The sequence below is a fragment of the uncultured Bacteroides sp. genome (assembly GCF_958445495.1).
GTDB lineage: Bacteria > Bacteroidota > Bacteroidia > Bacteroidales > Bacteroidaceae > Bacteroides.
Genome location: NZ_CAUCSQ010000023.1, coordinates 44,842 through 65,098, shown reverse-complemented (window position 1 = coordinate 65,098; position 20,257 = coordinate 44,842). Strand labels below are relative to the sequence as shown.

Here is a 20,257-nt window from a genome sequence, read left to right as displayed (position 1 = left end):
GATTTAAGGTTAACAAAGGTTGGAGCAAGGCGTTGCTCCTTTTTTTATGCCTGTATGCTTAATTTCTTGAAAAAGAACAATGTATCATAAACAATAAGAAGTATCGGTTTTCATGCAGAACTATTCAACAAATAATATATTAATCAATAACGAAAATGGAACAACAAATTCAACTCAACGGACACAATAAACAAGAATATCCTCCCATGCACACAGCGGAGCACTTATTGAATGCCACTATGGTAAAGACTTTCGGTTGCCAACGTTCCCGTAATGCCCATATAGAAAGAAAAAAAAGCAAATGCGACTATATTCTGCCTTTTTGCCCGACAGCGGAACAAATTCAAGCAATTGAAAACAAGGTAAATGAAGTAATCGGCCAAAACCTGCCTGTAACCATTGAATTCATGCCCCACGAACAAGCAAAAGCCATTGTAGACCTCAGCAAACTGCCGGATGATGCAAGCGACACACTCCGCATCGTACGCATAGGCGATTATGACGCTTGTGCCTGTATCGGAGCGCATGTCTCCCATACATCCGAAATCGGCACTTTCAAAATTATCAGCCATGACTATGATGAAGAAAGACAAACCCTGCGACTGAGATTCAAACTGACCCAAGAGGAATAGATTATCAAATTATTATCGAACTTATATAAAATAAATAAAAACAGGCTACATTTTGTCACCACATTTGCAATATTGGCATTATTTGAATGACAAATAGACAAATTCAGTCTTAAAAATCCTTTGGTATGAAACTTGCAATTATATAGTCGGACAGCGGTTCAAAGAATAAGCGGCGGCAACCGGGATATCCGGCACCACCGTAAGTCCCGGCACCAAAGTTCATAACCTCATAAATTGAATGTTTAACTAAAAGATAGGAGACTAAAATTATGACACCTGTTAGAAGAACTCAAAATTGGTTACCAAGTATTTTCAACGATTTCTTTGATAACGATTGGATGGTAAAGGCAAATGCTACCGCACCTGCAATCAATGTTTTTGAGACAGAAAAAGAATACAAGGTAGAATTGGCAGCTCCGGGGATGACAAAGGAAGACTTCAATGTCCGCATTGACGAAGACAACAACCTGGTCATCAGTATGGAAAAGAGAACGGATAACAAAGAAGAAAAGAAAGAAGGACGCTATCTACGCCGCGAATTCTCATACTCCAAATTCCAGCAGACAATGATTTTGCCGGACAATGTAGATAAAGAGAAAATCGCTGCGTCTGTAGAACACGGTGTACTGAACATCGAACTTCCCAAACTTTCCGAAGAGGAAATAAAGAAACCGAACAGACAGATTGAAATAAAATAAGATAGCACTCACTTTTTCCATCAATATTCTTATTGACATTTCCAACAATAGAAAAACTGCAAAAGGCAACCCCCTCCGGCAAACCGGAAGAAGTTGCCTTTTTATATTGCCCGCCTCACCGGCTCTTTCTATAACTAAGCACCGCCCAACCATTCAAACCTATGGCAAAGAGCAGCAGAATCCCCAATTGAGGCAATAAATCACACATGCCACTGCCTTTCAGGTAAACCATCCGCATCACCTCCATAAAATATTTCAGAGGATTAAACCAGGTAATCACCTGCGCCCATTCCGGCATACTGGCAACAGGAGTAAACAAACCGCTCATCAATATCAGAACCAACAGGCAAAACCACATGACAAACATCGACTGTTGCATGGTTGCCGAATAATTGGAAATGACAAGCCCCATACCGGATACGACCAGTACAAAAAGAACCGCAAAGAAATATATCACCATAAAATGTCCCGCAGGAGCTATTCCGTAAAACACCCATGCCAATACAAAACATACAGTCAACACAACAAAACCAATGAACCAATAAGGTAATAATTTCGCAAGAATAAAAATAAACTTCGGTATCGGAGTCACGTTAATCTGCTCAATCGTTCCCGCCTCTTTTTCACCCACAATATTCAGAGCCGGCAAAAAACCGCAAATCAAAGTCAGCAACATCACCATTAATGCCGGAACCATATAAAGCTTATAATTCAAATTCGGGTTAAACAACCCCAACGTATCAATACGGATAGAAGGAAGTATGCCGGAAACGGCAACTTCCGGATGCTCCGAACGCAACTCAACAGCATAATCATTGATAATCGAAGACAAATACGAACTTCCCAACCCTCCCTTTGTTCCGTTCACGGCATTGGCAGCTATCAGTATATGAGCATCTTTCCCATTCATCCAGTCACGTTCCAGATGCCTCGGTATCTCCATCACAATATCCGCCGTACCCGTTTCAATATTCCGTAACCCCGCAGCATAGGAAGAAGATACCTCAAACAGGCGGAAATAAGTGGAAGCGGCAATCTTATTTACCAAACGTTGTGAAATGGCAGAATGGTCATTATCAATGATATTCAACTGAATATTCTTGATTTCCAGATTCACGGCCCACGGCAAAAGCAACATAATCATGCAGGGAAAAATAAGAATCAATCTCGGCAAGAACGAATTACGAAGCAACTGCTTAAACTCTTTTTCTATCAAAAATTTTATCATAACACATCCCTTATCCTAATCTGTACTTGAACTTTTTAAGGCTGATTGTGACAAGCAACACCGCCATCAGCAATAAAATCAAAATCTCTTTATATACCAGCATGACAGGAAGGCCCTCAATCATCAACTTGCGCACAGCCTGAATATACCAACGGGCCGGAAGCACATCCGAAATCAACTGAAGCAACAACGGCATACTCTCTATCGGGAAAATCATCCCCGACAAAATCATGGTAGGCATCATCAGAATCAGGCCAGAAGCCAGCATAGCCGCCACCTGGGTACGGGTGAGAGAAGAAATCAACAACCCTAATGCCAAAGAGACAAAAATAAAAAGCAAAGAAACCGCCACCAACCAGAACAAACTTCCGGCTACGGGAACATCCAGGACAAAAACCGAAAGCAACAGAATCGTTACCAGATTGACAAAAGAGAGCACAAAATAAGGAACAACCTTCGCCAGAATAATGAATAACGGCTTTACAGGAGAAACCAATAATATCTCCATTGTCCCCGTCTCCTTTTCACGGACGATAGAGATAGAAGTCATCATCGCGCAAATCAACATCAGAATCAATCCCATCACTCCGGGAACAAAATTATATGCACTCTTCATCTGAGGATTATACAATAACTTAATATCCGGAACCAGGCGTCCCGCCGTTATACCGGGAGGTGACATTTCCTGCCCTGCCGAAGCAACGATATTTGCCGCATAATTCGTTTGCATAGTAGACATATTCGGGTCAGTACCGTCAACGATTAGCTGTACACGGGCATCCCCGGCATACAATCCATCCATAAAACATTCGCCAAACACGATTCCCATATCAATCTCATTCTTCAGAAAAGCCGTCTCCATTTCTTGCGGAGAATGAAAACAGGCAGTGACGGTAAAATACTCGCTGGCATCCAAACGGTCTACAATCTTCCGTGTCACCACATCGTTCGAAGGGTCAAGCACAGCCAGCCGCACATTTTTGACCTCCGTACTAATAGCAAAACCGAACAAAATGATTTGCACCACCGGCATTCCTAACAAAATCAACATCGTCCGCCGGTCACGGAAAATATGATAAAACTCCTTTCTGACAAAAGCAATAAACTGTTTCATAATCAATCAGCTTTACGTACCGCATGGCGGGCCAGTTTCTGGAACACATCATCCATTGTCCCCACACCGAATTGTTCTTTCAAACGAGCCGGAGTATCAAGAGCCCTAATCTGTCCGTCCACCATAATAGAAATCCGGTTACAATACTCAGCCTCATCCATATAATGAGTAGTCACAAATACCGTAATTCCACGATTTGCCGCCTGATAAATCAATTCCCAGAACTGCCTGCGCGTAGCAGGGTCCACCCCACCGGTAGGTTCATCCAAAAAGACGATTTTCGGCTCGTGAAAAATCGAAACCGAGAAAGCAAGTTTCTGTTTCCAACCCAAAGGAAGACTCTTTACCAATGTGTCCCGTTCTGCCGAAAACCCCAGGCGATTCAACAATTCATCGGTCTTCTCTTCAATTTCCCGGTCCTTCATTCCATAAATTCCGGCAAACAGGCGAATATTTTCCCATACCTTCAAATCTTCATATAAAGAAAATTTCTGGCTCATATACCCGATATGTTTCTTCACCGACTCCGATTCCCGGAAAATATCATATCCGGCAACCTTCCCTACACCAGATGTCGGCCTGCTCAATCCGCACAGCATACGCATCGCAGTCGTTTTCCCAGCTCCGTTAGCTCCCAGAAAACCGAAGATTTCTCCCCGGTTCACCGTAAAAGAGATATGGTCAACCGCCGTAAAATCACCAAAACACTTTGTCAGTTCATCGACTTCAATGACAGGAGCCTTTTCAAACACAACCTCTTCCCGTTCCAGCGGAGGCGGACAAAGTATCGAAGCAAACCGATGCAGGATTTTCTCCGGAGTGTCAATCCCGTAAATCTGCCCGTGACGGATAAAAGCAATCCGGTCACACTGACGGGCCTCATCCATGATAGGAGTTGAAACAATGATTGTGATTCCCCGCTCCCGCAAATCCCGCAACATCTGCCAGAATTCCCTGCGTGACACAGGATCAACCCCGGTCGTAGGCTCATCCAGAAACAGGATGTCCGGTTTATGAATCAAAGCACAGCTCAATGCCAGCTTCTGTTTCATTCCTCCCGACAAAGCGCCCGCCCTTCGTTTCTTAAAAGGCCCAATCTGCTGATATATATCTTTAATCAAAGCATAATTCTCTTGGACCGTAGTCTGGAACACCGTAGCGAAAAATTCAAGATTCTCCTCTACCGAGAGGTCCTGATAAAGAGAAAAACGACCGGGCATATATCCCACCCTGGCACGAATCTGCTTATACCCCGTCCCTATATCCCATCCTCCGACAGTTGCCGTCCCTTCATCCGCCAGCAATAGAGTAGTCAATATACGAAACAACGTACTCTTACCGGAACCGTCAGGACCAATCAACCCGAAAATTTCCCCCTGTTCCACAGCAAAAGAAACATCGTTCAAAGCTTTTACTTCTCCATAACTCTTGCTAATCCCTTTGACAACCACTATGGATTTTTTTCCTTCCATTCAATTCCCCGTTATTCGTTACTCTTAAACATCACACCCCCGTACATGCCAATTTTCAACGCCCCGTCATTCTTCACTGCAATCTTTACAGCATACACAAGATTAGCCCGTTCATTTTTTGTCAGGATTGTTTTCGGCGTAAACTCCGAACGGGAAGAAATCCAGGTGACAACTCCCGCATAAGGTTTCTGCTCGGAATTTCCATAGTCCGAATATACCGTCACCCTATCACCCAACTTCACCTGAGCCAACTGCTCGGAAGTAATGTAAGCCCGCAGATACATATTATTTATCTCCCCCACCTTAAACAACGGTTTTCCCACAGCAGCCAGCTCTCCCGCCTCCGCATATTTAGCCAACACCGTACCTTCAATAGGCGACAAGACATGACATTTATTCAACTGGTCCTCTACCTGCGCCACTTGTATAGCCACAGAATTCCCTTGCTCCGTCAAACTGTTCATACTATTTTTCAAAGACGACTCCTGTGCCGCCAGTTGCCGCTCCAGCAATACGACCTGTGCATCCCAGTCGTCCAGTTGTTTCTGATTGGCCGCCCCTGCTGCCAACAGACGTTCCACCCTCTTTTTCTCCCGTTGTGCAGTAGCGATTTGTTGTTTCATTGCAGCAATCTGCTTAACCAAATCCGGACGCTGGCTTTCTACAGACTTCATGCTGGCTTCCAACTGCAATTTCTTCAAATACAATTGTACAGTATCAATCAACCCGACTTCCTCACCCGCTTCCAAACTCGTCCCTTCCTCCACCTTCAAATCCAGCAACTTGCCGGCAGCCTCCGCAGAGACAATTACCTCCGTAGCTTCAAACGTACCCGTCGCATCATAAACAGGCATTCTGTTTCCACAGGCAGACAACATCGCCAATGCCATCCCCCACACTCCGATTCTTATCATTCGTTTCATATCCAAATTCTTTTATTATTGGTTGGCAGTATATTTCAATTGGTAAATACCCATCAATCGCTGAATCTCATGCACCGCCTTTGCCTGACGCGCCATACTCTCATTTGTCAGCTCCCGAAGCATTTCCGTCACGGTCAACGTCCCGTTTGCGACCTTGGCTTCCGCCGCCCGACGGATATTGGTACGCAACCGGATAATCTCATCATCATCCCTCATCTGTTCCTCCAAAGAACGAACAGCCTGCTCCTGCTGTGTCATCTGTAACCTTGTATTGAAAAGAAACACATCCCGATTGCTAATCAACTGCCGACGTTTATTCTCAATGACCCTCCTATCGTTCTTCAACGTATATAAACTGCCAAAGTTCCACGAAAGCCGGACACCGGCAATATAATATGGAGAAAACTCATTCCTCAACATATCCAGACCCGGATTCCCATACGCCCCCTGCACAAACAAACCGAGACGAGGCAAATGCCGCACGTTTAAAGCCTTTTCCTGTACCCGCAATCCAGCCTCCTGTGCGTCAAACCATAACAATTCCGGCCTTCGAATCCCACCGGCGACCGATATACTCTCCGGAACAGGCTTCTTCAAAACCGTTTCCCGCGGCATTTCTTCCCCCGTCATGAATGAAAGCATCCTCAGGTAGGCTTCACGCAACGCAGAAAGTTCAACCCTTTTCTGGCGAGTATTCAACTGCTCCACCTTCACGGCATCAAGGTCGGCCTGATTGGCAATGCCATTCTCCATATAAGCGACAATCCGGGAATAGCTCCGCACAAGCTCATCTTGCAATAACCGGTTCTGTTCCAACTGTTCATCCAACAAAAGAATTCCGAAAAACAAATCATCCACCCGGCCATTCAAAGCATACATATCCACATTCAACTTTTCCCTCTCCACATCAGTTTCCGCCATTACCAACTTTTTCTGCATCCGGATTCCTCCCCCATCCCAGATATTCTGCTGTAATTCCAGCATCACCTGATATTGGTCCTTGGGCAGTTCCTTTATGTCCAGCCCCGGTATTTTAACCGGCAACTTCGTCACCTCACTTTGGTAAGAAGCCTTAGCCGAAAATGCGAACTGAGGCAAATACCCTTTCACCGCATTTTCCAGATTATATTCTTTCGTCTTCTCCACCAAACCATACTGCCGCACCAAAGGATAGTTGTCCTGTGCCTTCCGCCGGCATTCCTCCAACGTCACCTGGCTGTACATACCAGATACAAACAGTAAAAAGGAAAAGCTGAAAATCATTCTTTTCATACACATCTTTTTCTTTGATTCAAAAGACAAAGATAGAGCTTTCAAAGACACACCTACATTCTGAAAGTTAACAAATATGTCCCGATAGTCCGATTAAGCGCAAAATTAAAAGAAGATTTTCTCCTTTTTATTATCTTTGCAGGAAAACAGAGAGAAAAAATGGAAAAGAAAACTCCCTTAAATATAGGACTTGACATATTGGGAAATCTCGATATTGTCCGAAACCACAAATATCGTTTCATATCGCCGCATTTCGGATTTATAACCAGCTTTGCCAAACTAGAGTCTAATCTTATCATACTGAACCAACCCTACCGTATCAAAGAAGGACGTATCATAATAATCAAACAAGGCCATGCGCGTGTATTAGTCAATCTAATAAAGCAAGATTTCCAGGCCGGCAAATTACTATTAATCGTCCCGAATTCCATTTTTCAGATTCTAGAGATATCTCCAGACTTCGATATGCAAATGATAGCCATGGATACAGAATTTCTTCCCATATCCGAAAAAGACGACTTCTTCACCCGTCTCTCATATTTGCAGAGAAACATCATATTATCTCTAACCCAACAAGAATATACCCGTTTTCAAAGCTATTTCACATTGATATGGGACATATTGCAGGAACCGGTCTTTCGTAAGGAAGCAGTCCGGCACTTACTGGCAAGCCTTTTATACAGTATAGAATACCTTGCCCAGAACAACCAAAAAGAACACAACCGCCAGACACGGCAGGAAGAGATATTCCAGCGCTTCATATCTTTAGTCAATATTCACAGCAAACAAGAACGGAATGTCAATTTCTATGCAGACAGATTATGCCTCACTCCCCGTTATCTCAATACCGTTGTCAGACAAACCAGCCAACAAACAATAATGGACTGGATAAACCAGTCCATTATATTGGAAGCCAAAGTATTGTTAAAACATAGCAATCTACTCGTTTATCAAATCTCCGATGAATTGAATTTCCCTAATCCCTCTTTTTTCAGCAAGTTTTTCAAGCGAATGACAGGCATGACTCCTCTGGAATATCAAAAATCGAAATAAGGCTTATCGGGAAAATTCCTTAATTCTCTGTTCCTCCTCCAATTTACAAATCAACAAGGTATTCCCTTTCTCCGCGATGATATATCCGTCCAGTCCTTGTACGACCACCCGTTTTTCCTCACTTGCATGCACGATGCAATTTTTGCTTTCATACAAACGGATATCACTTCCCACCGTAGCATTTCCACATTTATCCTGTGGCAACAACCCACGCAGGGCTCCCCACGTTCCCAAATCAGACCAGCCGAAAGAAGATGGAAGCACATAGATTTCCTGCGCCTTCTCCATCACGGCATAATCTATAGATATGCTTTCACAGGTCGGGAACAACTTCCGGATTGATTCGGCTTCCTTTTCCGTATAGAAATCAGGAAAAATACGGTCGAAAATCTGGGAAATACCTGGAGCATACACACGCATCACAGAAGTTATGGTACGCACATTCCACACAAAGATTCCCGCGTTCCAAAAATAACTTCCTTCCGAAAGATATTTCTCGGCAGTCTCCCTGTCCGGTTTCTCCTTAAAAGAATCTACGACATAAATCTCTTTATCTGTCGTTATATGTTCTCCTGCGGCAATATATCCGTATCCGGTTTCAGGACGAACAGGTTGAATGCCAATCGTAACAATGGCACTGCTATCATCCGTAAAACGAAGTGCTTTTTCCACCACCCGACGGAATTCTCCCGTATCAATGACCAATGCGTCAGAAGGAGTCACCACAATATTGGCATTCGGATGCAGTTTCTTAATCTTCCAACATGCAAATGCGATACAAGGAGCCGTATTACGTGCACATGGTTCTGCCAGAAGGTTACTTTCCGGAATATCCGGCAACTGTTCGCGAACGATATCCATATACCTCTCCGATGTCACTACCCACATATTTTCTTTAGGGCATATACCGTCAAAACGAGCCGCCGTCAACTGAATTAGTGACTGTCCACAACCCATCACATCTATAAACTGCTTGGGACATTCCGGTGTACTCATCGGCCAAAAACGGCTGCCAATGCCACCGGCCATTATTACCACATGATTATCCATACTTATACTCACTCAATAAAAATATTTTCAGAATAACTTGTGCAAGTTAACCTAAAAAATTCTATTTTACAAGTAAATATAAAAGAAACCTGTTATTTTTAGTTTTTCGTCCTATTTTCTAATCCTATAAAAATCTAATACCTACGCTTTATAGACTCTAAAGCTATGCTTTGGTATTCGTAAAGCATAGCTTTATCCCCTATAAAGCACTACCTTATCATTTCCATCTTATTTCTTTTTCATTGAATTTATACCGGATAAACGGCCTTTCATTCTTTAATCTCAAACATAGGCGTTTTTATTTAGGTAATGACTTAGAAACGAGCGAACTTCTTTAATCTGCCGTGTTTTTCCATTGTTTCAAATAACTCTCCTACAAAGAAATAAATAATCCTTTAATCTATATTGCTAAATAAAATATATTTCTTTTGCAGAACTCTCAATTTTAGGTGTAAAAATGCAATTCAACGAAATTTGATTCGTTTTTACACCTAATCATCTCATAAATAGGCATATCTTTGTAAAAAGATAAAAGTATAGATATGATACAGTTACGTAAAATAGAAAATGAATCACCTCGTGTAATATCTCAGTTAGCAAATAACTATGAGATTGCTAAAAACTTACGTGATATATTTCCTCATCCCTACTCGATTGATAATGCAGTTTCTTTTATTGAATTAGCTAAAACAGGAGAATTAGGACTCGTGTTTGGAATATATTCAGAAAATGAATTTATTGGCTGTTGTAGCCTGAATCCTCAAAGCGATGTATATAGAATTAATGCCGAGATCGGATACTGGATAGGCGAACCATATTGGGGAAATGGATATGCAACAGAAACAGTTAGACTGTTAGTTGAAATGGCTTTTAATCAATTAGGAATGCAAAGAGTATATGCAAATATTTTTGAATATAATATGGCATCAATGAAGGTATTAGAAAAAGTTGGTTTTGAGAAAGAGGCTATTATCAAATCGTCTGTGATAAAAAAAGGACAAATATTTGATGAACATATATATAGTATAAGGAAAACATGAAAGATGAAGCAATAAAACATATAATCGGCAGATACAACTTAAATGATATTGTTGATATACTGTCTAATAAATTGAGTGGTTCAGAGTTAAATTCTTTGCTTTTAGAGGTGTTTGAAAAACGTGTTATGCAAGAAACTCCCTCTTCACTATTGGAAAAATACACTAAAAACAAACTCGTTAAACCTGCACAATTAGACTTTCTGAAATTTAAAGAAGAAGAGTTAGAGTGTTGTAAAATAGTAGCAAATAGTAATTTTGAATTAATTGAGTTATCTCCTGTTGCTCAATTAGGTACAAGTAGTGTAATGGCAACTGTAAACCAAAAGAAAGTTCTTACAGCACTCCGAAATACAGAAGTTCAGTCAGACCCAACAAATTCAATAGCCTTACATTACGCTTCATTGAAGAAAAACAACGAATTGTCGGGGAAAACGTATAATTTCAGCAATGTGTCGAGAGTTATACGGACTCAAGTTTTCTCTAATCCCAACTTTACACCTCATTTCCCTATTCTGTGTCTAATTTCCTGCGGTATGGATACGGGTAGTTTTGAATTTGAGAAAACAGAAATACATAAACACTTTGCTATAACTCAAGATGTATGCAAAAGTGTTTTTGGGTTTAATAATCTGTTTTTTGAGATTATTCCTTGTAAAGGATATGACAGCAACAGCCCATTGATATCTAATAGCTTATCACATATTAAAAATAGCGGTTTTGATGTTCGTATTGCCGAATCAGATTCACAAAATAACTATTACTACGGTATGAGAATTAAAGCCAAAATTATAGCTGATGGTGTAGAATACGAAATTGGCGATGGAGGATTACTTGATTGGACTCAAAAATTATTAGCAAATAAAAAAGAACGTATGCTGACTATGGGGTTAGGAATACAGTTGTTACACCTATTCAGAAAATAATATGTTGAAATCTAAAGTTATATATGAAGATGAAATAAACGACCATGTAAGGATTAAATATCCCTGCTTTGAGTTGAGGGATATTGTTGAATATTACTTTGAAATTACAACGGAAAGTAATTTAATAACTCCATTCTCAATAGTTGCTCTTCCTAATGTAAATATTGTCGCCTCTGTGAATCTTACAAGTAAAAGTCAGACGTTTAAAGTGGATAGAAAACTCGGTATCAAAGATACTACGGGCAATAAACTATGTGGTAGTTTGGCAGATGCAATGACCATAATACACGCACCGGGAACACATGAATTTGCAATTAAATTCAAACCGGGTGTGTTATATCCGTTTTTGAAGGATGATATTCCTTGCTTATTGGACAGTTACAAACCATTGGATAATTATATAGATAACACAATTATTGAAGAGCTAAAATCTAAAAAGACCTTTGATGAACGTGTCAGCTATGCAGAAAACTATCTTCTATCGAATATAGATATCTTCAAGTTTGATTATAAATTAGAGACCGTAATTAAAGCAGTTTATTACATTACTCATTGCGGTGACTTCAAATCGAATATGGTCAGTAAGAAAGTTTGGGTATCAACATCTACACTGAATAGATACTTTAGAGAGGTATTAGGTATGTCACCAAAACAATGCTTTAGAGCCTTGAGGTTTAAAATTGCTTTGATGAATTACCGCTCTAAAGGAAGCAGTAATTCGTATGATGAGTTGGGATATACAGACTTCTCTCATTTTGCAAAAGAGTCTCAATGTCTAACAAATAAAAAACCATCTGAGTTATAGCAGATAAATAGAATCATTCAATAGCAAAGCAAATGCTTCAATAAATATATAACGGAAAAAACTGCGGGAAAAGTTTAATTAACTAATTGTCAAGACGTAAAGAGTAGAAAGTCAGGTAACAGGTAACGAATTAGTAACGGTGCGGAGTCCTTTGCGTTTCTTCGCTCTGCTCTGATAACTTGATATAAATGTACAAAAATAGACTGAAAATAGGAAATAAATGCGGTGTTTTTTATTGGGGGATTTTTGAGGGTGAACGGATGGACGGAAAATGAAAGGGAGGGCAGAAAGAGGATTGCACTATGCATTTTTAGGAGTTTGTAAATCGTCGATATTCAAGATGTATTTTACAGATACAGGGTACAGCCATATATAGAGATATATCTGCACCTGCCCTATGACTTATCTTAAAAAGGGGGTGTATGTGAGGTTTTACGGATGGGGTTATGGCTGTTCGGAAGAAATGTATTATCTTCGTAGAAACCAAAGATAAATATATGCTGCGCTGATATGAAAACGAATAAGGCTGAAATATATAGAAATGCGTTCCGGCTGTTCTTACAGGACAATTACGAGAAAGTGACGGTGGTAAAACTGGAGAAAGCTATCGGATTGTCGTGCCGGGGCATTTACCATCATACGAAGGATAAACTGGGACTGTTCAAGGCGGTTGTAGATACCTATATCTTTGAACCGCACAAGGTGGAAAACAAGTTCGTGTTTGCGGAAGATATTTCATTGCGGGACTTCCTGCAAACCTATATCGAAGGAGTGGAAAGGACAATGGATTATCTAAGCAATGAACTGGGGGTGGATAGAAAGGAATGTGCCAAATGTTATTTTCAGTTCTTGTTCCAAGCGTACAAGTATTATCCGAACTTTGTGGAGAAAATGGATGCTATCTTTGAGAAAGACCAACAAATGTGGCGAAAGATTATTGAGAGGGCAATCGCAACGGGGGAAATCAGAAAGGATATTGCCACGGAAGAGATTGTCGATATGTTCCGAATGGCACATCTGGGAATGTCATACGTGCTGGCTTTTACCACGGGACTTGATGCCGAACGACTGAAACGGCAATTTGACGCTGTATATAAACTGCTGAAATGATTCTTTTTGAACGGCAATTGAATATCATTCAATCTTTTATGTGATATGTGAAGCACCTTTCGGGGTGCTTTTTTTGTGTCTGCACGAAATAATATACAGCAAACACTGTGTTTTCTGAAAGTTTGTGGTATATTTGGGGAAAATGGACTGCACCCGATGTAATTAAGAAGTTTGTTCTTGTTCCCGATTGCGGCATTTTAGGTAACCAACGACAAAGTATGTATGGGCGATTGGTGTTCGGCTACTCCACGCAGGGCGATTGAAAGATGGTGGAATAAATTTGGAAATTGCCCCTACAATCTGAGATGTAAAGTAATTAAGATTTAAATGTCTTTGATTAAGAGGAAGAAAAATAAAAAAAGAAGAATATGGATAAACTAAAATTGATAATACTTGCAATTGCTATATCTGTACCTGTTTGTAGCAGTTTAATATGGGCACTGTCAAAAACGTTTCGTATAGGAGGTCCTGCCGGTGATGGCATCATCCTATTGTTTATCATACCGGCAGTGATTTGTATAGCATTTCCAACCACCCTGATATTGGCTATTTATAAATGCAGTGAACCCGCAACACGCAATATAATCTGGGGGGTAATGATTACCCTTTATATTATTTTTCCCGTGTATGTGGCAATAAGCGAAGTTAAAAGACTGTATCATTGGCACGTGATAGATGAAGCACGGAAGAAACTTCGTGATGACAAGATTTCTTATGAGGGCCTGGTTACCGCATTGTCACGTGCCGGATATCGGGATAATCATCCGTTCAGCTATATGCTTAGCCAAAATAGGATTGATTTTGCAAAGCGCTATATGTGCGAAAATCCCAAAGCGGACTATGAGAATCTGCCAGATATTATGGTTTGGTACTATTATACAAACAAGATTCGTGATAATGAGAGCGATTGTAGCGATTCATTATCCATGCAAGCTGCTGTTATTACAGCATTTCTATTGGATAACGGGTGGGATATAAATGCTACCGGAACAAAAGAGTATAATGGCAGGGGAGGTGGTAGCATTGAGCGTACAGCACTATATCTGGCTATTTTAAACCGAGATTCTTACACGGCTAATTTACTTATTGAACGGGGAGCTAATGTGAACAGCGGTAGATATTCTTGTTTATGGATGGCTATTTTGGAGCATGATGTCAAGCGTGTGCAGATGCTTATAGAACGGGGAGCAAATCCGAATGAAGATTATCATAATGAATCTCTATTGTATATAGCTGTGAAAAAGAATAATACGGAGATTGTCAAAATATTGCTTGATGCCGGAGCAAAGCCCAGAAGTGGCGAATTATTATTGCTACTTGTTGATAAACAGACTAACCCCGAACTATGGAATCTGCTCACACAAGAATATAAATAGTATAAAGCGTTTATTGATATGGAAACAACATCAACATTAAGCCAAGAACTGTTACGGGCAGCGGTAACGACAGAACCAGAGATTGCGGAGAAGGTACAAGTTCTGGTGGAAACAATGGAAGGAATGATACAAAGCGGCAAGGATGCGGGGGAATTTGCCGGGCTGGAACAGCTTGCCGAGAACGGGCGGGTGATGCGGTTCGTGGCAGATACGCTGAACAAGCTGCCGGAAGCGGTGACGTACAGTGACAAGGGATTCGAGGCGTATGTGATGCCGGTTGCCTTGTTTCTTGCTATTTATCATAGCTGACTTATGGCTGCACAACTATAAAAACCGTTTAACAGCTATCATTATATCGGTAGTTACCACCACCGGAGCGGGATATTATTTGTATTATGCGGAATCGGGCAGATTACAAGTACATGATACAGATAAAGACTTTCTTTATCTATTTGAGTTGTTCCAAAGTCTCTTATTCATCCATCTACTTTTGGCAACAGGTATTTCGTGTTTCATAAAAATAACCAACAAAACAAAACTAAAATGAAAATAATACTGCATATACTTCTTTATTTACTGACCTTTTTCGCTTATCTTGAAGCACTGGAATGGGCTATTGAACATGGTCGTGCAAAAGTACCCACAAGCGATGCGATGGGGCAAGGTATGATAGATGCACTCAATACTGTGGTCTATACAGTTTTGGCGATTGCGGCAGTTTATGCCGTTAGCGTGCTGATTGCCAAGTTCCTTCTTAAAGAGAGTATTTTACTCTCGGCTTGTATCAATAGTGGATTGATAGTGCTGTGGATAGCCATCATCGTTTTTGCCAGTTTGAATCAAAAAGTACGACCTATCTCTGATTATCTGATAGTGGAAATAAATACTCCTTACCTTTATCCTATCACTGTTTGTGACTGCAAAATATCATTACCGAATGGTGACGCATATAGGCTTGGAAGAAAGGCATATAAATTGATAGCAGTGGAAAGCGACGCATGGGGAAAAGGGGGCGAAAAGATATATATTCTTTCCGATTCGCTTCCCGTACATATTGATATAAGCTATTTGTCTTATGTGGAAGATAAAGTGTACCATGTGGAAGAGGATTTACCCGTAGAAAAAATTAATAAGTTGTATTATGAGCGGTGGTTGAATGGAAGGAATGAAGAACAACATTATGACGGGTTGGTTATCGGGTGCGCTCCGTATGGAATCGTTCAAATATGGCTACGTAGTGATATACATGGGGGACGGCGTACCGAGGTGTGTTCATTCAAGGGAAAAGAAGAATTGGAAGCCCTGTGGGGGTACAAGATGGATTGTGATGGTATATATTATAAATACGATAAGGAGAAAGTTCGGAATGAGGTCTGGGAGAATCTGGAAGCGAACGGACTGCCGGACACTCTCTTTTTTGATAACAGCCATATCCGGTATAATTACCGTATCGTGGTTGAAACGGAATCGCCGGACGATAAATTGCATAATATGGAGTTGGTTCTCTGTAACGGAGAATATGATAATACTTCCCCAAAACAAACTCCCGATTGTGATTATAAGATGCAGGTCTGCCCTAAATATATTCGGTTGGAATGGCAGAACAGATACCAAAGTACCCACTTGGATTTCAAGCCCAAAGAGATTTTCGATTTTTTCAGTTCGTCATTCGGTGGCGACTGTTCACAACTGGGCGATTTCGTGATACGGTTGGATAAAAGTGGTGAGCTAAAAAATATAAGCCTGAAAATCGGAAAGAATGTGTATCGCTATGATAAAGACACAAAAAAGAAAGAATAAACGCAGCCGGACAAAAAGGGTGCTGATAAGGAGATTGAAGAATGCTATTCTCAAAGTATTACTTTGGATAGGAACAGGTATCGAGTCTCCGCTACTCGTGCAGACAGTTGCCTTTTTTAGAAACGGGGAGTACTTACCACCACATAAGTAACTCAACCCGGTGAAGCAGCCGAAAAGGAACATGTCACGGACGAGGTTTGTCTGCTTGTCCGCAAACACGGTATTGGCTATGGTTTGCAGTTCTTCTTCCGTGAGGTAGCCCCGGTCTGTCTCTTCCATTTCGAGCTTGTACTCGCCGAACGGGTCGGTACGGATAATTCCCCGTGCTTGTAAACGGTCAGGTATTTGTTACAGGCAGACTTTGCACGGAATTTCTTTTCCACCATGTCGCCAAATACCTTGTTCATGGTCTGAAAATCTTTCAAGATACCCGGAAAATCAAAACCTCCGTCATACTCGTCCATACGAAAGAAGCTGCCTCAAGGCAGCCTCTTCCACTTAATATATAATAACCTGCTATTCCTTACCTCATTTATACTCCTCCCAGCTCTTAACGGCTATATCGTCAACCCCCATCGTACAAAAAGCATGGATAAACGCACTTGCCAGACGGGCATTCGTAATCAGGGGAATATTCAAGTCGATAGCCGCACGGCGAATCTTATACCCGTTGTCCAACTCCCCGGCCGTCAGATTCTTCGGAATATTGACCACCATGTCAATCTCCCTGTTATGAAGCATCTCCAATGCCTGCGGATGCCCCTCCTCACTCGGCCAGTACACATGCGTGCTCTCAATGCCGTTTTCAACGAGAGCCTTATGCGTGCCGCCGGTCGCAAAAAGCCTGTAGCCCTTATCCGCCAACATGCGCGCCGCATCCATCATATCCGCTTTCTGCTTCATCGTACCTGTGGAAAGCAGGATATTCTTCTCCGGAATCCGGTAGCCCACGGAAAGCATCGCCTTCAATATGGCACACGAAGTATCCGTACCGATACAACCCACTTCACCGGTGGAAGCCATATCCACCCCCAACACAGGGTCCGCCTTCTGCAAGCGGTTGAAAGAGAACTGCGAAGCCTTGATTCCTACATAATCCAACTCAAAGAGACTCTTCTCCGGTTTTTCGACAGGAAGCCCCAACATCACCCTGGTTGCCAGCTCGATAAAGTTTATCTTCAAAACCTTGCTCACGAAAGGAAAAGAACGGCTGGCGCGAAGGTTACACTCAATAACCTTGATGTCATTGTCCTTTGCCAAATACTGGATATTGAAAGGACCGGAAATACTCAAAGCCTTGGCAATCTCGCGGCTGATACGCTTGATGCGGCGCACCGTTTCCACATACAACTTCTGCGGCGGAAACTGGATGGTCGCGTCACCGGAATGCACGCCGGCAAACTCGATATGTTCGCTGATGGCATACGCCATAATCTCGCCGTTCTGCGCCACCGCATCCATCTCCACCTCCTTGGCATGCTCTATAAACCGGCTCACCACCACCGGATGCTTCTTCGACACATTAGCCGCCAGCTTCAAGAAACGCTCCAGCTCCTCCCGGTTGGAACAAACATTCATAGCAGCGCCCGAAAGCACATAAGACGGGCGCACAAGCACCGGGAAACCCACTTCATCGACAAACTCGTTGATATCGTCCATCGAAGCCAGTTCGCGCCAACGCGGCTGGTCCACCCCTATACGGTCAAGCATGGCAGAAAACTTCTCCCGGTCCTCCGCATTGTCGATGCTCCGGGCGCTCGTACCGAGAATATTCACCTTCTGCGCATCCAGGCGCAAAGCCAGGTTGTTCGGAATCTGGCCTCCGGTAGATACGATAACACCGTGCGGATTCTCAAAATCCAGAATATCCATCACACGCTCGAAAGTCAGTTCATCGAAATACAGACGGTCACACATGTCATAATCCGTAGAAACCGTCTCCGGGTTATAATTAATCATGACACTGCGCCACCCCTCCTTGCGAATCGTATTCAACGCCTGGACACCGCACCAGTCGAACTCCACCGAAGAACCGATACGATAAGCGCCGGAGCCCAGCACGACAATGGATTTGCCGTCGTCCGGATAATGCACATCGTTCGCCGTGCCGCTGTATGTCAGATAAAGATAATTGGTCTGTGCCGGATACTCGGCGGCCAAAGTATCAATCTGCTTCACCACCGGAAGAACCCCCACACGCTTGCGGTGATTGCGGACATAAAGGATGCCGTCTTCCATATCCCCCTCGTAGCCGATGGCGCGGGCTATCTGAAAATCGGAAAAACCCTGCACCTTCGCTCTCCTCAGTAACGGCACGGGCAAGTCTGCAATCTGTTTGTGATTATCCCCCCAGCCGTGCAGCTCCTCGGAAGTCCTCATGATATTCATCAACTTCTGAAGGAACCACTTGTCAATCTTCGTCAATCCATGCACCTGTTCAACCGTATATCCGGCACGGAAAGCCTTGGAAATGACAAAAATGCGTTTGTCGGTCGGTTCACGGAGCGCCTTGTCGATATCCGGGATAACCAGCTCCTTGTTCTCCACAAACCCGTGCATCCCCTGCCCTATCATGCGAAGCCCCTTCTGGATAGCCTCCTCAAAAGTACGCCCGATAGCCATGACCTCCCCGACCGACTTCATGGAAGAGCCCAGTTCCCTGTCCACACCGTGGAACTTGCCCAAATCCCAACGCGGTATCTTGCATACCACATAATCCAGTGCAGGTTCGAAAAAAGCGGAAGTAGTCTTCGTCACCGAATTCTTCAAATCGAAAAGCCCGTATCCCAGCCCCAGCTTAGCGGCGACAAAAGCCAGGGGATAACCGGTTGCCTTAGACGCCAGGGCGGACGAACGGGACAGGCGGGCATTCACCTCTATGACCCGGTAATCCTCGGATTCGGGATCAAAAGCATACTGTACGTTACACTCGCCGACAATGCCGATGTGACGGACAATGCGAATGGCAAGCTCACGAAGCTTGTGATACTCGCTATTCGTCAACGTCTGGGACGGAGCGATGACGATAGACTCGCCCGTGTGGATTCCCAGCGGGTCGAAATTCTCCATATTGCAAACCGTAATGCAGTTGTCGAAACGGTCGCGCACCACCTCATACTCAACTTCCTTCCAGCCCCGAAGAGACTTCTCCACCAACACCTGCGGAGAAAAAGAAAAAGCCTTCTCCACCAGCACATCCAGTTGCCCTTCATCGTCGCAGAACCCGGACCCCAGGCCACCCAACGCATAAGCGGCACGGACAATCACCGGATACCCCAGTTCCCTTGCAGCCCGGCGGGCGGCTTCCGCACTCTCCACCGCCTCGCTCCGGATAGTCTTCACGCCGATTTCATTCAACTTCCGCACGAAAAGCTCCCGGTCCTCGGTATCCATAATAGCCTGCACCGGAGTACCCAGCACCTCCACATCATATTTCTCAAGGATTCCCTCCCGATACAAAGCCACGCCGCAATTCAGCGCCGTCTGACCGCCAAAAGCCAGCATGACGCCATCCGGCCTCTCCCTCCGGATAACCTTCTCCACAAAATACGGAGTGACCGGAAGGAAATATATCCGGTCGGCCACCCCTTCGGAAGTCTGTACCGTAGCGATATTCGGATTGATAAGAACCGTTTCAATCCCCTCCTCCTTCAATGCCTTGAGCGCCTGCGAACCGGAATAATCAAACTCACCGGCCTCACCGATTTTCAAGGCGCCGGAACCCAGCAACAACACTTTCTTTTTAGTTTCTTTCATGACTG

The 20,257-nt window shown here is 43.0% G+C and carries 17 protein-coding genes and 1 pseudogene; 10 read left to right on the top strand and 8 right to left on the bottom strand.

The window, feature by feature from the left end; all coding sequences use genetic code 11:
* Positions 1–155: 155 nt before the first annotated feature.
* Both Q5076_RS09920 and Q5076_RS09915 read left to right on the top strand, forming a co-directional pair.
* Positions 156–632, top strand: coding sequence for a hypothetical protein (locus Q5076_RS09920; RefSeq protein ID WP_303012836.1), 477 nt, complete (start codon positions 156–158; stop codon positions 630–632).
* Positions 633–901: 269 nt separating this feature from the next.
* Complete coding sequence (locus Q5076_RS09915) at positions 902–1,330, top strand: Hsp20/alpha crystallin family protein (RefSeq protein ID WP_303012835.1); 429 nt, start codon at positions 902–904, stop codon at positions 1,328–1,330.
* A gap of 115 nt (positions 1,331–1,445) precedes the next feature.
* Here Q5076_RS09915 and Q5076_RS09910 read toward each other — a convergent pair whose 3' ends face one another.
* Genes Q5076_RS09910 through Q5076_RS09890 form a run of 5 tightly spaced genes read right to left on the bottom strand, consistent with a single transcriptional unit; the run spans position 1,446 to position 7,339 of the window.
* A complete protein-coding gene (locus Q5076_RS09910) occupies positions 1,446–2,558 on the bottom strand; it encodes an ABC transporter permease (RefSeq protein WP_303012833.1) in 1,113 nt (370 codons plus the stop codon).
* A 10-nt stretch (positions 2,559–2,568) separates the two neighbouring features.
* A complete protein-coding gene (locus tag Q5076_RS09905) occupies positions 2,569–3,672 on the bottom strand; it encodes an ABC transporter permease (protein ID WP_303012832.1) in 1,104 nt (367 codons plus the stop codon).
* A gap of 2 nt (positions 3,673–3,674) precedes the next feature.
* Positions 3,675–5,144, bottom strand: a complete 1,470-nt coding sequence (locus tag Q5076_RS09900) for an ATP-binding cassette domain-containing protein (RefSeq protein WP_303012830.1) — start codon at positions 5,142–5,144, stop codon at positions 3,675–3,677.
* Positions 5,145–5,155: 11 nt separating this feature from the next.
* Positions 5,156–6,067: an HlyD family secretion protein gene (locus Q5076_RS09895; protein WP_303012829.1), complete on the bottom strand. Its 912-nt coding sequence runs from the start codon at positions 6,065–6,067 to the stop codon at positions 5,156–5,158.
* Between the two features lie 15 nt (positions 6,068–6,082).
* Complete coding sequence (locus Q5076_RS09890; RefSeq protein ID WP_303012827.1) at positions 6,083–7,339, bottom strand: TolC family protein; 1,257 nt, start codon at positions 7,337–7,339, stop codon at positions 6,083–6,085.
* 159 nt (positions 7,340–7,498) lie between these two features.
* Here Q5076_RS09890 and Q5076_RS09885 point away from each other — a divergent pair, with 159 nt between their 5' ends.
* Positions 7,499–8,392 carry a helix-turn-helix domain-containing protein gene (locus Q5076_RS09885; protein ID WP_303012826.1) on the top strand — a complete coding sequence of 298 codons (894 nt, stop codon included), beginning with the start codon at positions 7,499–7,501 and terminating at the stop codon, positions 8,390–8,392.
* Between the two features lie 3 nt (positions 8,393–8,395).
* Here Q5076_RS09885 and Q5076_RS09880 read toward each other — a convergent pair whose 3' ends face one another.
* Positions 8,396–9,442 carry a mannose-1-phosphate guanylyltransferase gene (locus Q5076_RS09880; protein ID WP_303012842.1) on the bottom strand — a complete coding sequence of 349 codons (1,047 nt, stop codon included), beginning with the start codon at positions 9,440–9,442 and terminating at the stop codon, positions 8,396–8,398.
* A 542-nt stretch (positions 9,443–9,984) separates the two neighbouring features.
* Between Q5076_RS09880 and Q5076_RS09875 the strand changes: the two genes are divergently transcribed.
* The 7 genes from Q5076_RS09875 (at position 9,985) to Q5076_RS09845 (ending at position 16,496) form a co-directional block, all read left to right on the top strand.
* Positions 9,985–10,482 carry a GNAT family N-acetyltransferase gene (locus Q5076_RS09875; protein ID WP_303012825.1) on the top strand — a complete coding sequence of 166 codons (498 nt, stop codon included), beginning with the start codon at positions 9,985–9,987 and terminating at the stop codon, positions 10,480–10,482.
* Complete coding sequence (locus Q5076_RS09870) at positions 10,479–11,405, top strand: hypothetical protein (protein WP_303012823.1); 927 nt, start codon at positions 10,479–10,481, stop codon at positions 11,403–11,405. The genes Q5076_RS09875 and Q5076_RS09870 overlap by 4 nt, the downstream gene beginning before the upstream one ends.
* A gap of 1 nt (position 11,406) precedes the next feature.
* Entirely contained in the window at positions 11,407–12,210 is an 804-nt protein-coding gene (locus Q5076_RS09865; RefSeq protein WP_303012822.1) for a helix-turn-helix domain-containing protein, read from the top strand.
* A gap of 510 nt (positions 12,211–12,720) precedes the next feature.
* Positions 12,721–13,320, top strand: a complete 600-nt coding sequence (locus Q5076_RS09860; RefSeq protein ID WP_303012821.1) for a TetR/AcrR family transcriptional regulator — start codon at positions 12,721–12,723, stop codon at positions 13,318–13,320.
* A gap of 368 nt (positions 13,321–13,688) precedes the next feature.
* On the top strand, positions 13,689–14,696 hold the full coding sequence (locus Q5076_RS09855; RefSeq protein ID WP_303012820.1) for an ankyrin repeat domain-containing protein: 1,008 nt from the start codon (positions 13,689–13,691) through the stop codon (positions 14,694–14,696).
* Positions 14,697–14,714: 18 nt separating this feature from the next.
* A complete protein-coding gene (locus Q5076_RS09850; RefSeq protein WP_303012819.1) occupies positions 14,715–15,005 on the top strand; it encodes a hypothetical protein in 291 nt (96 codons plus the stop codon).
* Between the two features lie 234 nt (positions 15,006–15,239).
* Positions 15,240–16,496, top strand: a complete 1,257-nt coding sequence (locus Q5076_RS09845; protein ID WP_303012818.1) for a DUF2931 family protein — start codon at positions 15,240–15,242, stop codon at positions 16,494–16,496.
* A gap of 144 nt (positions 16,497–16,640) precedes the next feature.
* Here the strand turns inward: Q5076_RS09845 and Q5076_RS09840 are convergent.
* Both Q5076_RS09840 and carB read right to left on the bottom strand, forming a co-directional pair.
* Positions 16,641–16,924 (bottom strand): annotated as a pseudogene (locus Q5076_RS09840) (site-specific integrase); the annotation flags it as partial.
* Between the two features lie 100 nt (positions 16,925–17,024).
* Positions 17,025–20,252, bottom strand: coding sequence for a carbamoyl-phosphate synthase (glutamine-hydrolyzing) large subunit (carB, locus tag Q5076_RS09835; protein WP_303012816.1), 3,228 nt, complete (start codon positions 20,250–20,252; stop codon positions 17,025–17,027).
* Between the last annotated feature and the right edge of the window lie 5 nt (positions 20,253–20,257).

Coding starts and splice junctions, on each gene's coding strand:
- Q5076_RS09855 (WP_303012820.1), top strand. CDS start 13,689: ATGGATAAACTAAAATTGATAATACTTGCAATTGCTATATCTGTACCT.
- carB (WP_303012816.1), bottom strand. CDS start 20,252: ATGAAAGAAACTAAAAAGAAAGTGTTGTTGCTGGGTTCCGGCGCCTTG.
- Q5076_RS09900 (WP_303012830.1), bottom strand. CDS start 5,144: ATGGAAGGAAAAAAATCCATAGTGGTTGTCAAAGGGATTAGCAAGAGT.
- Q5076_RS09865 (WP_303012822.1), top strand. CDS start 11,407: ATGTTGAAATCTAAAGTTATATATGAAGATGAAATAAACGACCATGTA.
- Q5076_RS09875 (WP_303012825.1), top strand. CDS start 9,985: ATGATACAGTTACGTAAAATAGAAAATGAATCACCTCGTGTAATATCT.
- Q5076_RS09850 (WP_303012819.1), top strand. CDS start 14,715: ATGGAAACAACATCAACATTAAGCCAAGAACTGTTACGGGCAGCGGTA.
- Q5076_RS09915 (WP_303012835.1), top strand. CDS start 902: ATGACACCTGTTAGAAGAACTCAAAATTGGTTACCAAGTATTTTCAAC.
- Q5076_RS09870 (WP_303012823.1), top strand. CDS start 10,479: ATGAAAGATGAAGCAATAAAACATATAATCGGCAGATACAACTTAAAT.
- Q5076_RS09880 (WP_303012842.1), bottom strand. CDS start 9,442: ATGGATAATCATGTGGTAATAATGGCCGGTGGCATTGGCAGCCGTTTT.
- Q5076_RS09895 (WP_303012829.1), bottom strand. CDS start 6,067: ATGAAACGAATGATAAGAATCGGAGTGTGGGGGATGGCATTGGCGATG.
- Q5076_RS09905 (WP_303012832.1), bottom strand. CDS start 3,672: ATGAAACAGTTTATTGCTTTTGTCAGAAAGGAGTTTTATCATATTTTC.
- Q5076_RS09845 (WP_303012818.1), top strand. CDS start 15,240: ATGAAAATAATACTGCATATACTTCTTTATTTACTGACCTTTTTCGCT.
- Q5076_RS09860 (WP_303012821.1), top strand. CDS start 12,721: ATGAAAACGAATAAGGCTGAAATATATAGAAATGCGTTCCGGCTGTTC.
- Q5076_RS09885 (WP_303012826.1), top strand. CDS start 7,499: ATGGAAAAGAAAACTCCCTTAAATATAGGACTTGACATATTGGGAAAT.
- Q5076_RS09910 (WP_303012833.1), bottom strand. CDS start 2,558: ATGATAAAATTTTTGATAGAAAAAGAGTTTAAGCAGTTGCTTCGTAAT.
- Q5076_RS09890 (WP_303012827.1), bottom strand. CDS start 7,339: ATGAAAAGAATGATTTTCAGCTTTTCCTTTTTACTGTTTGTATCTGGT.
- Q5076_RS09920 (WP_303012836.1), top strand. CDS start 156: ATGGAACAACAAATTCAACTCAACGGACACAATAAACAAGAATATCCT.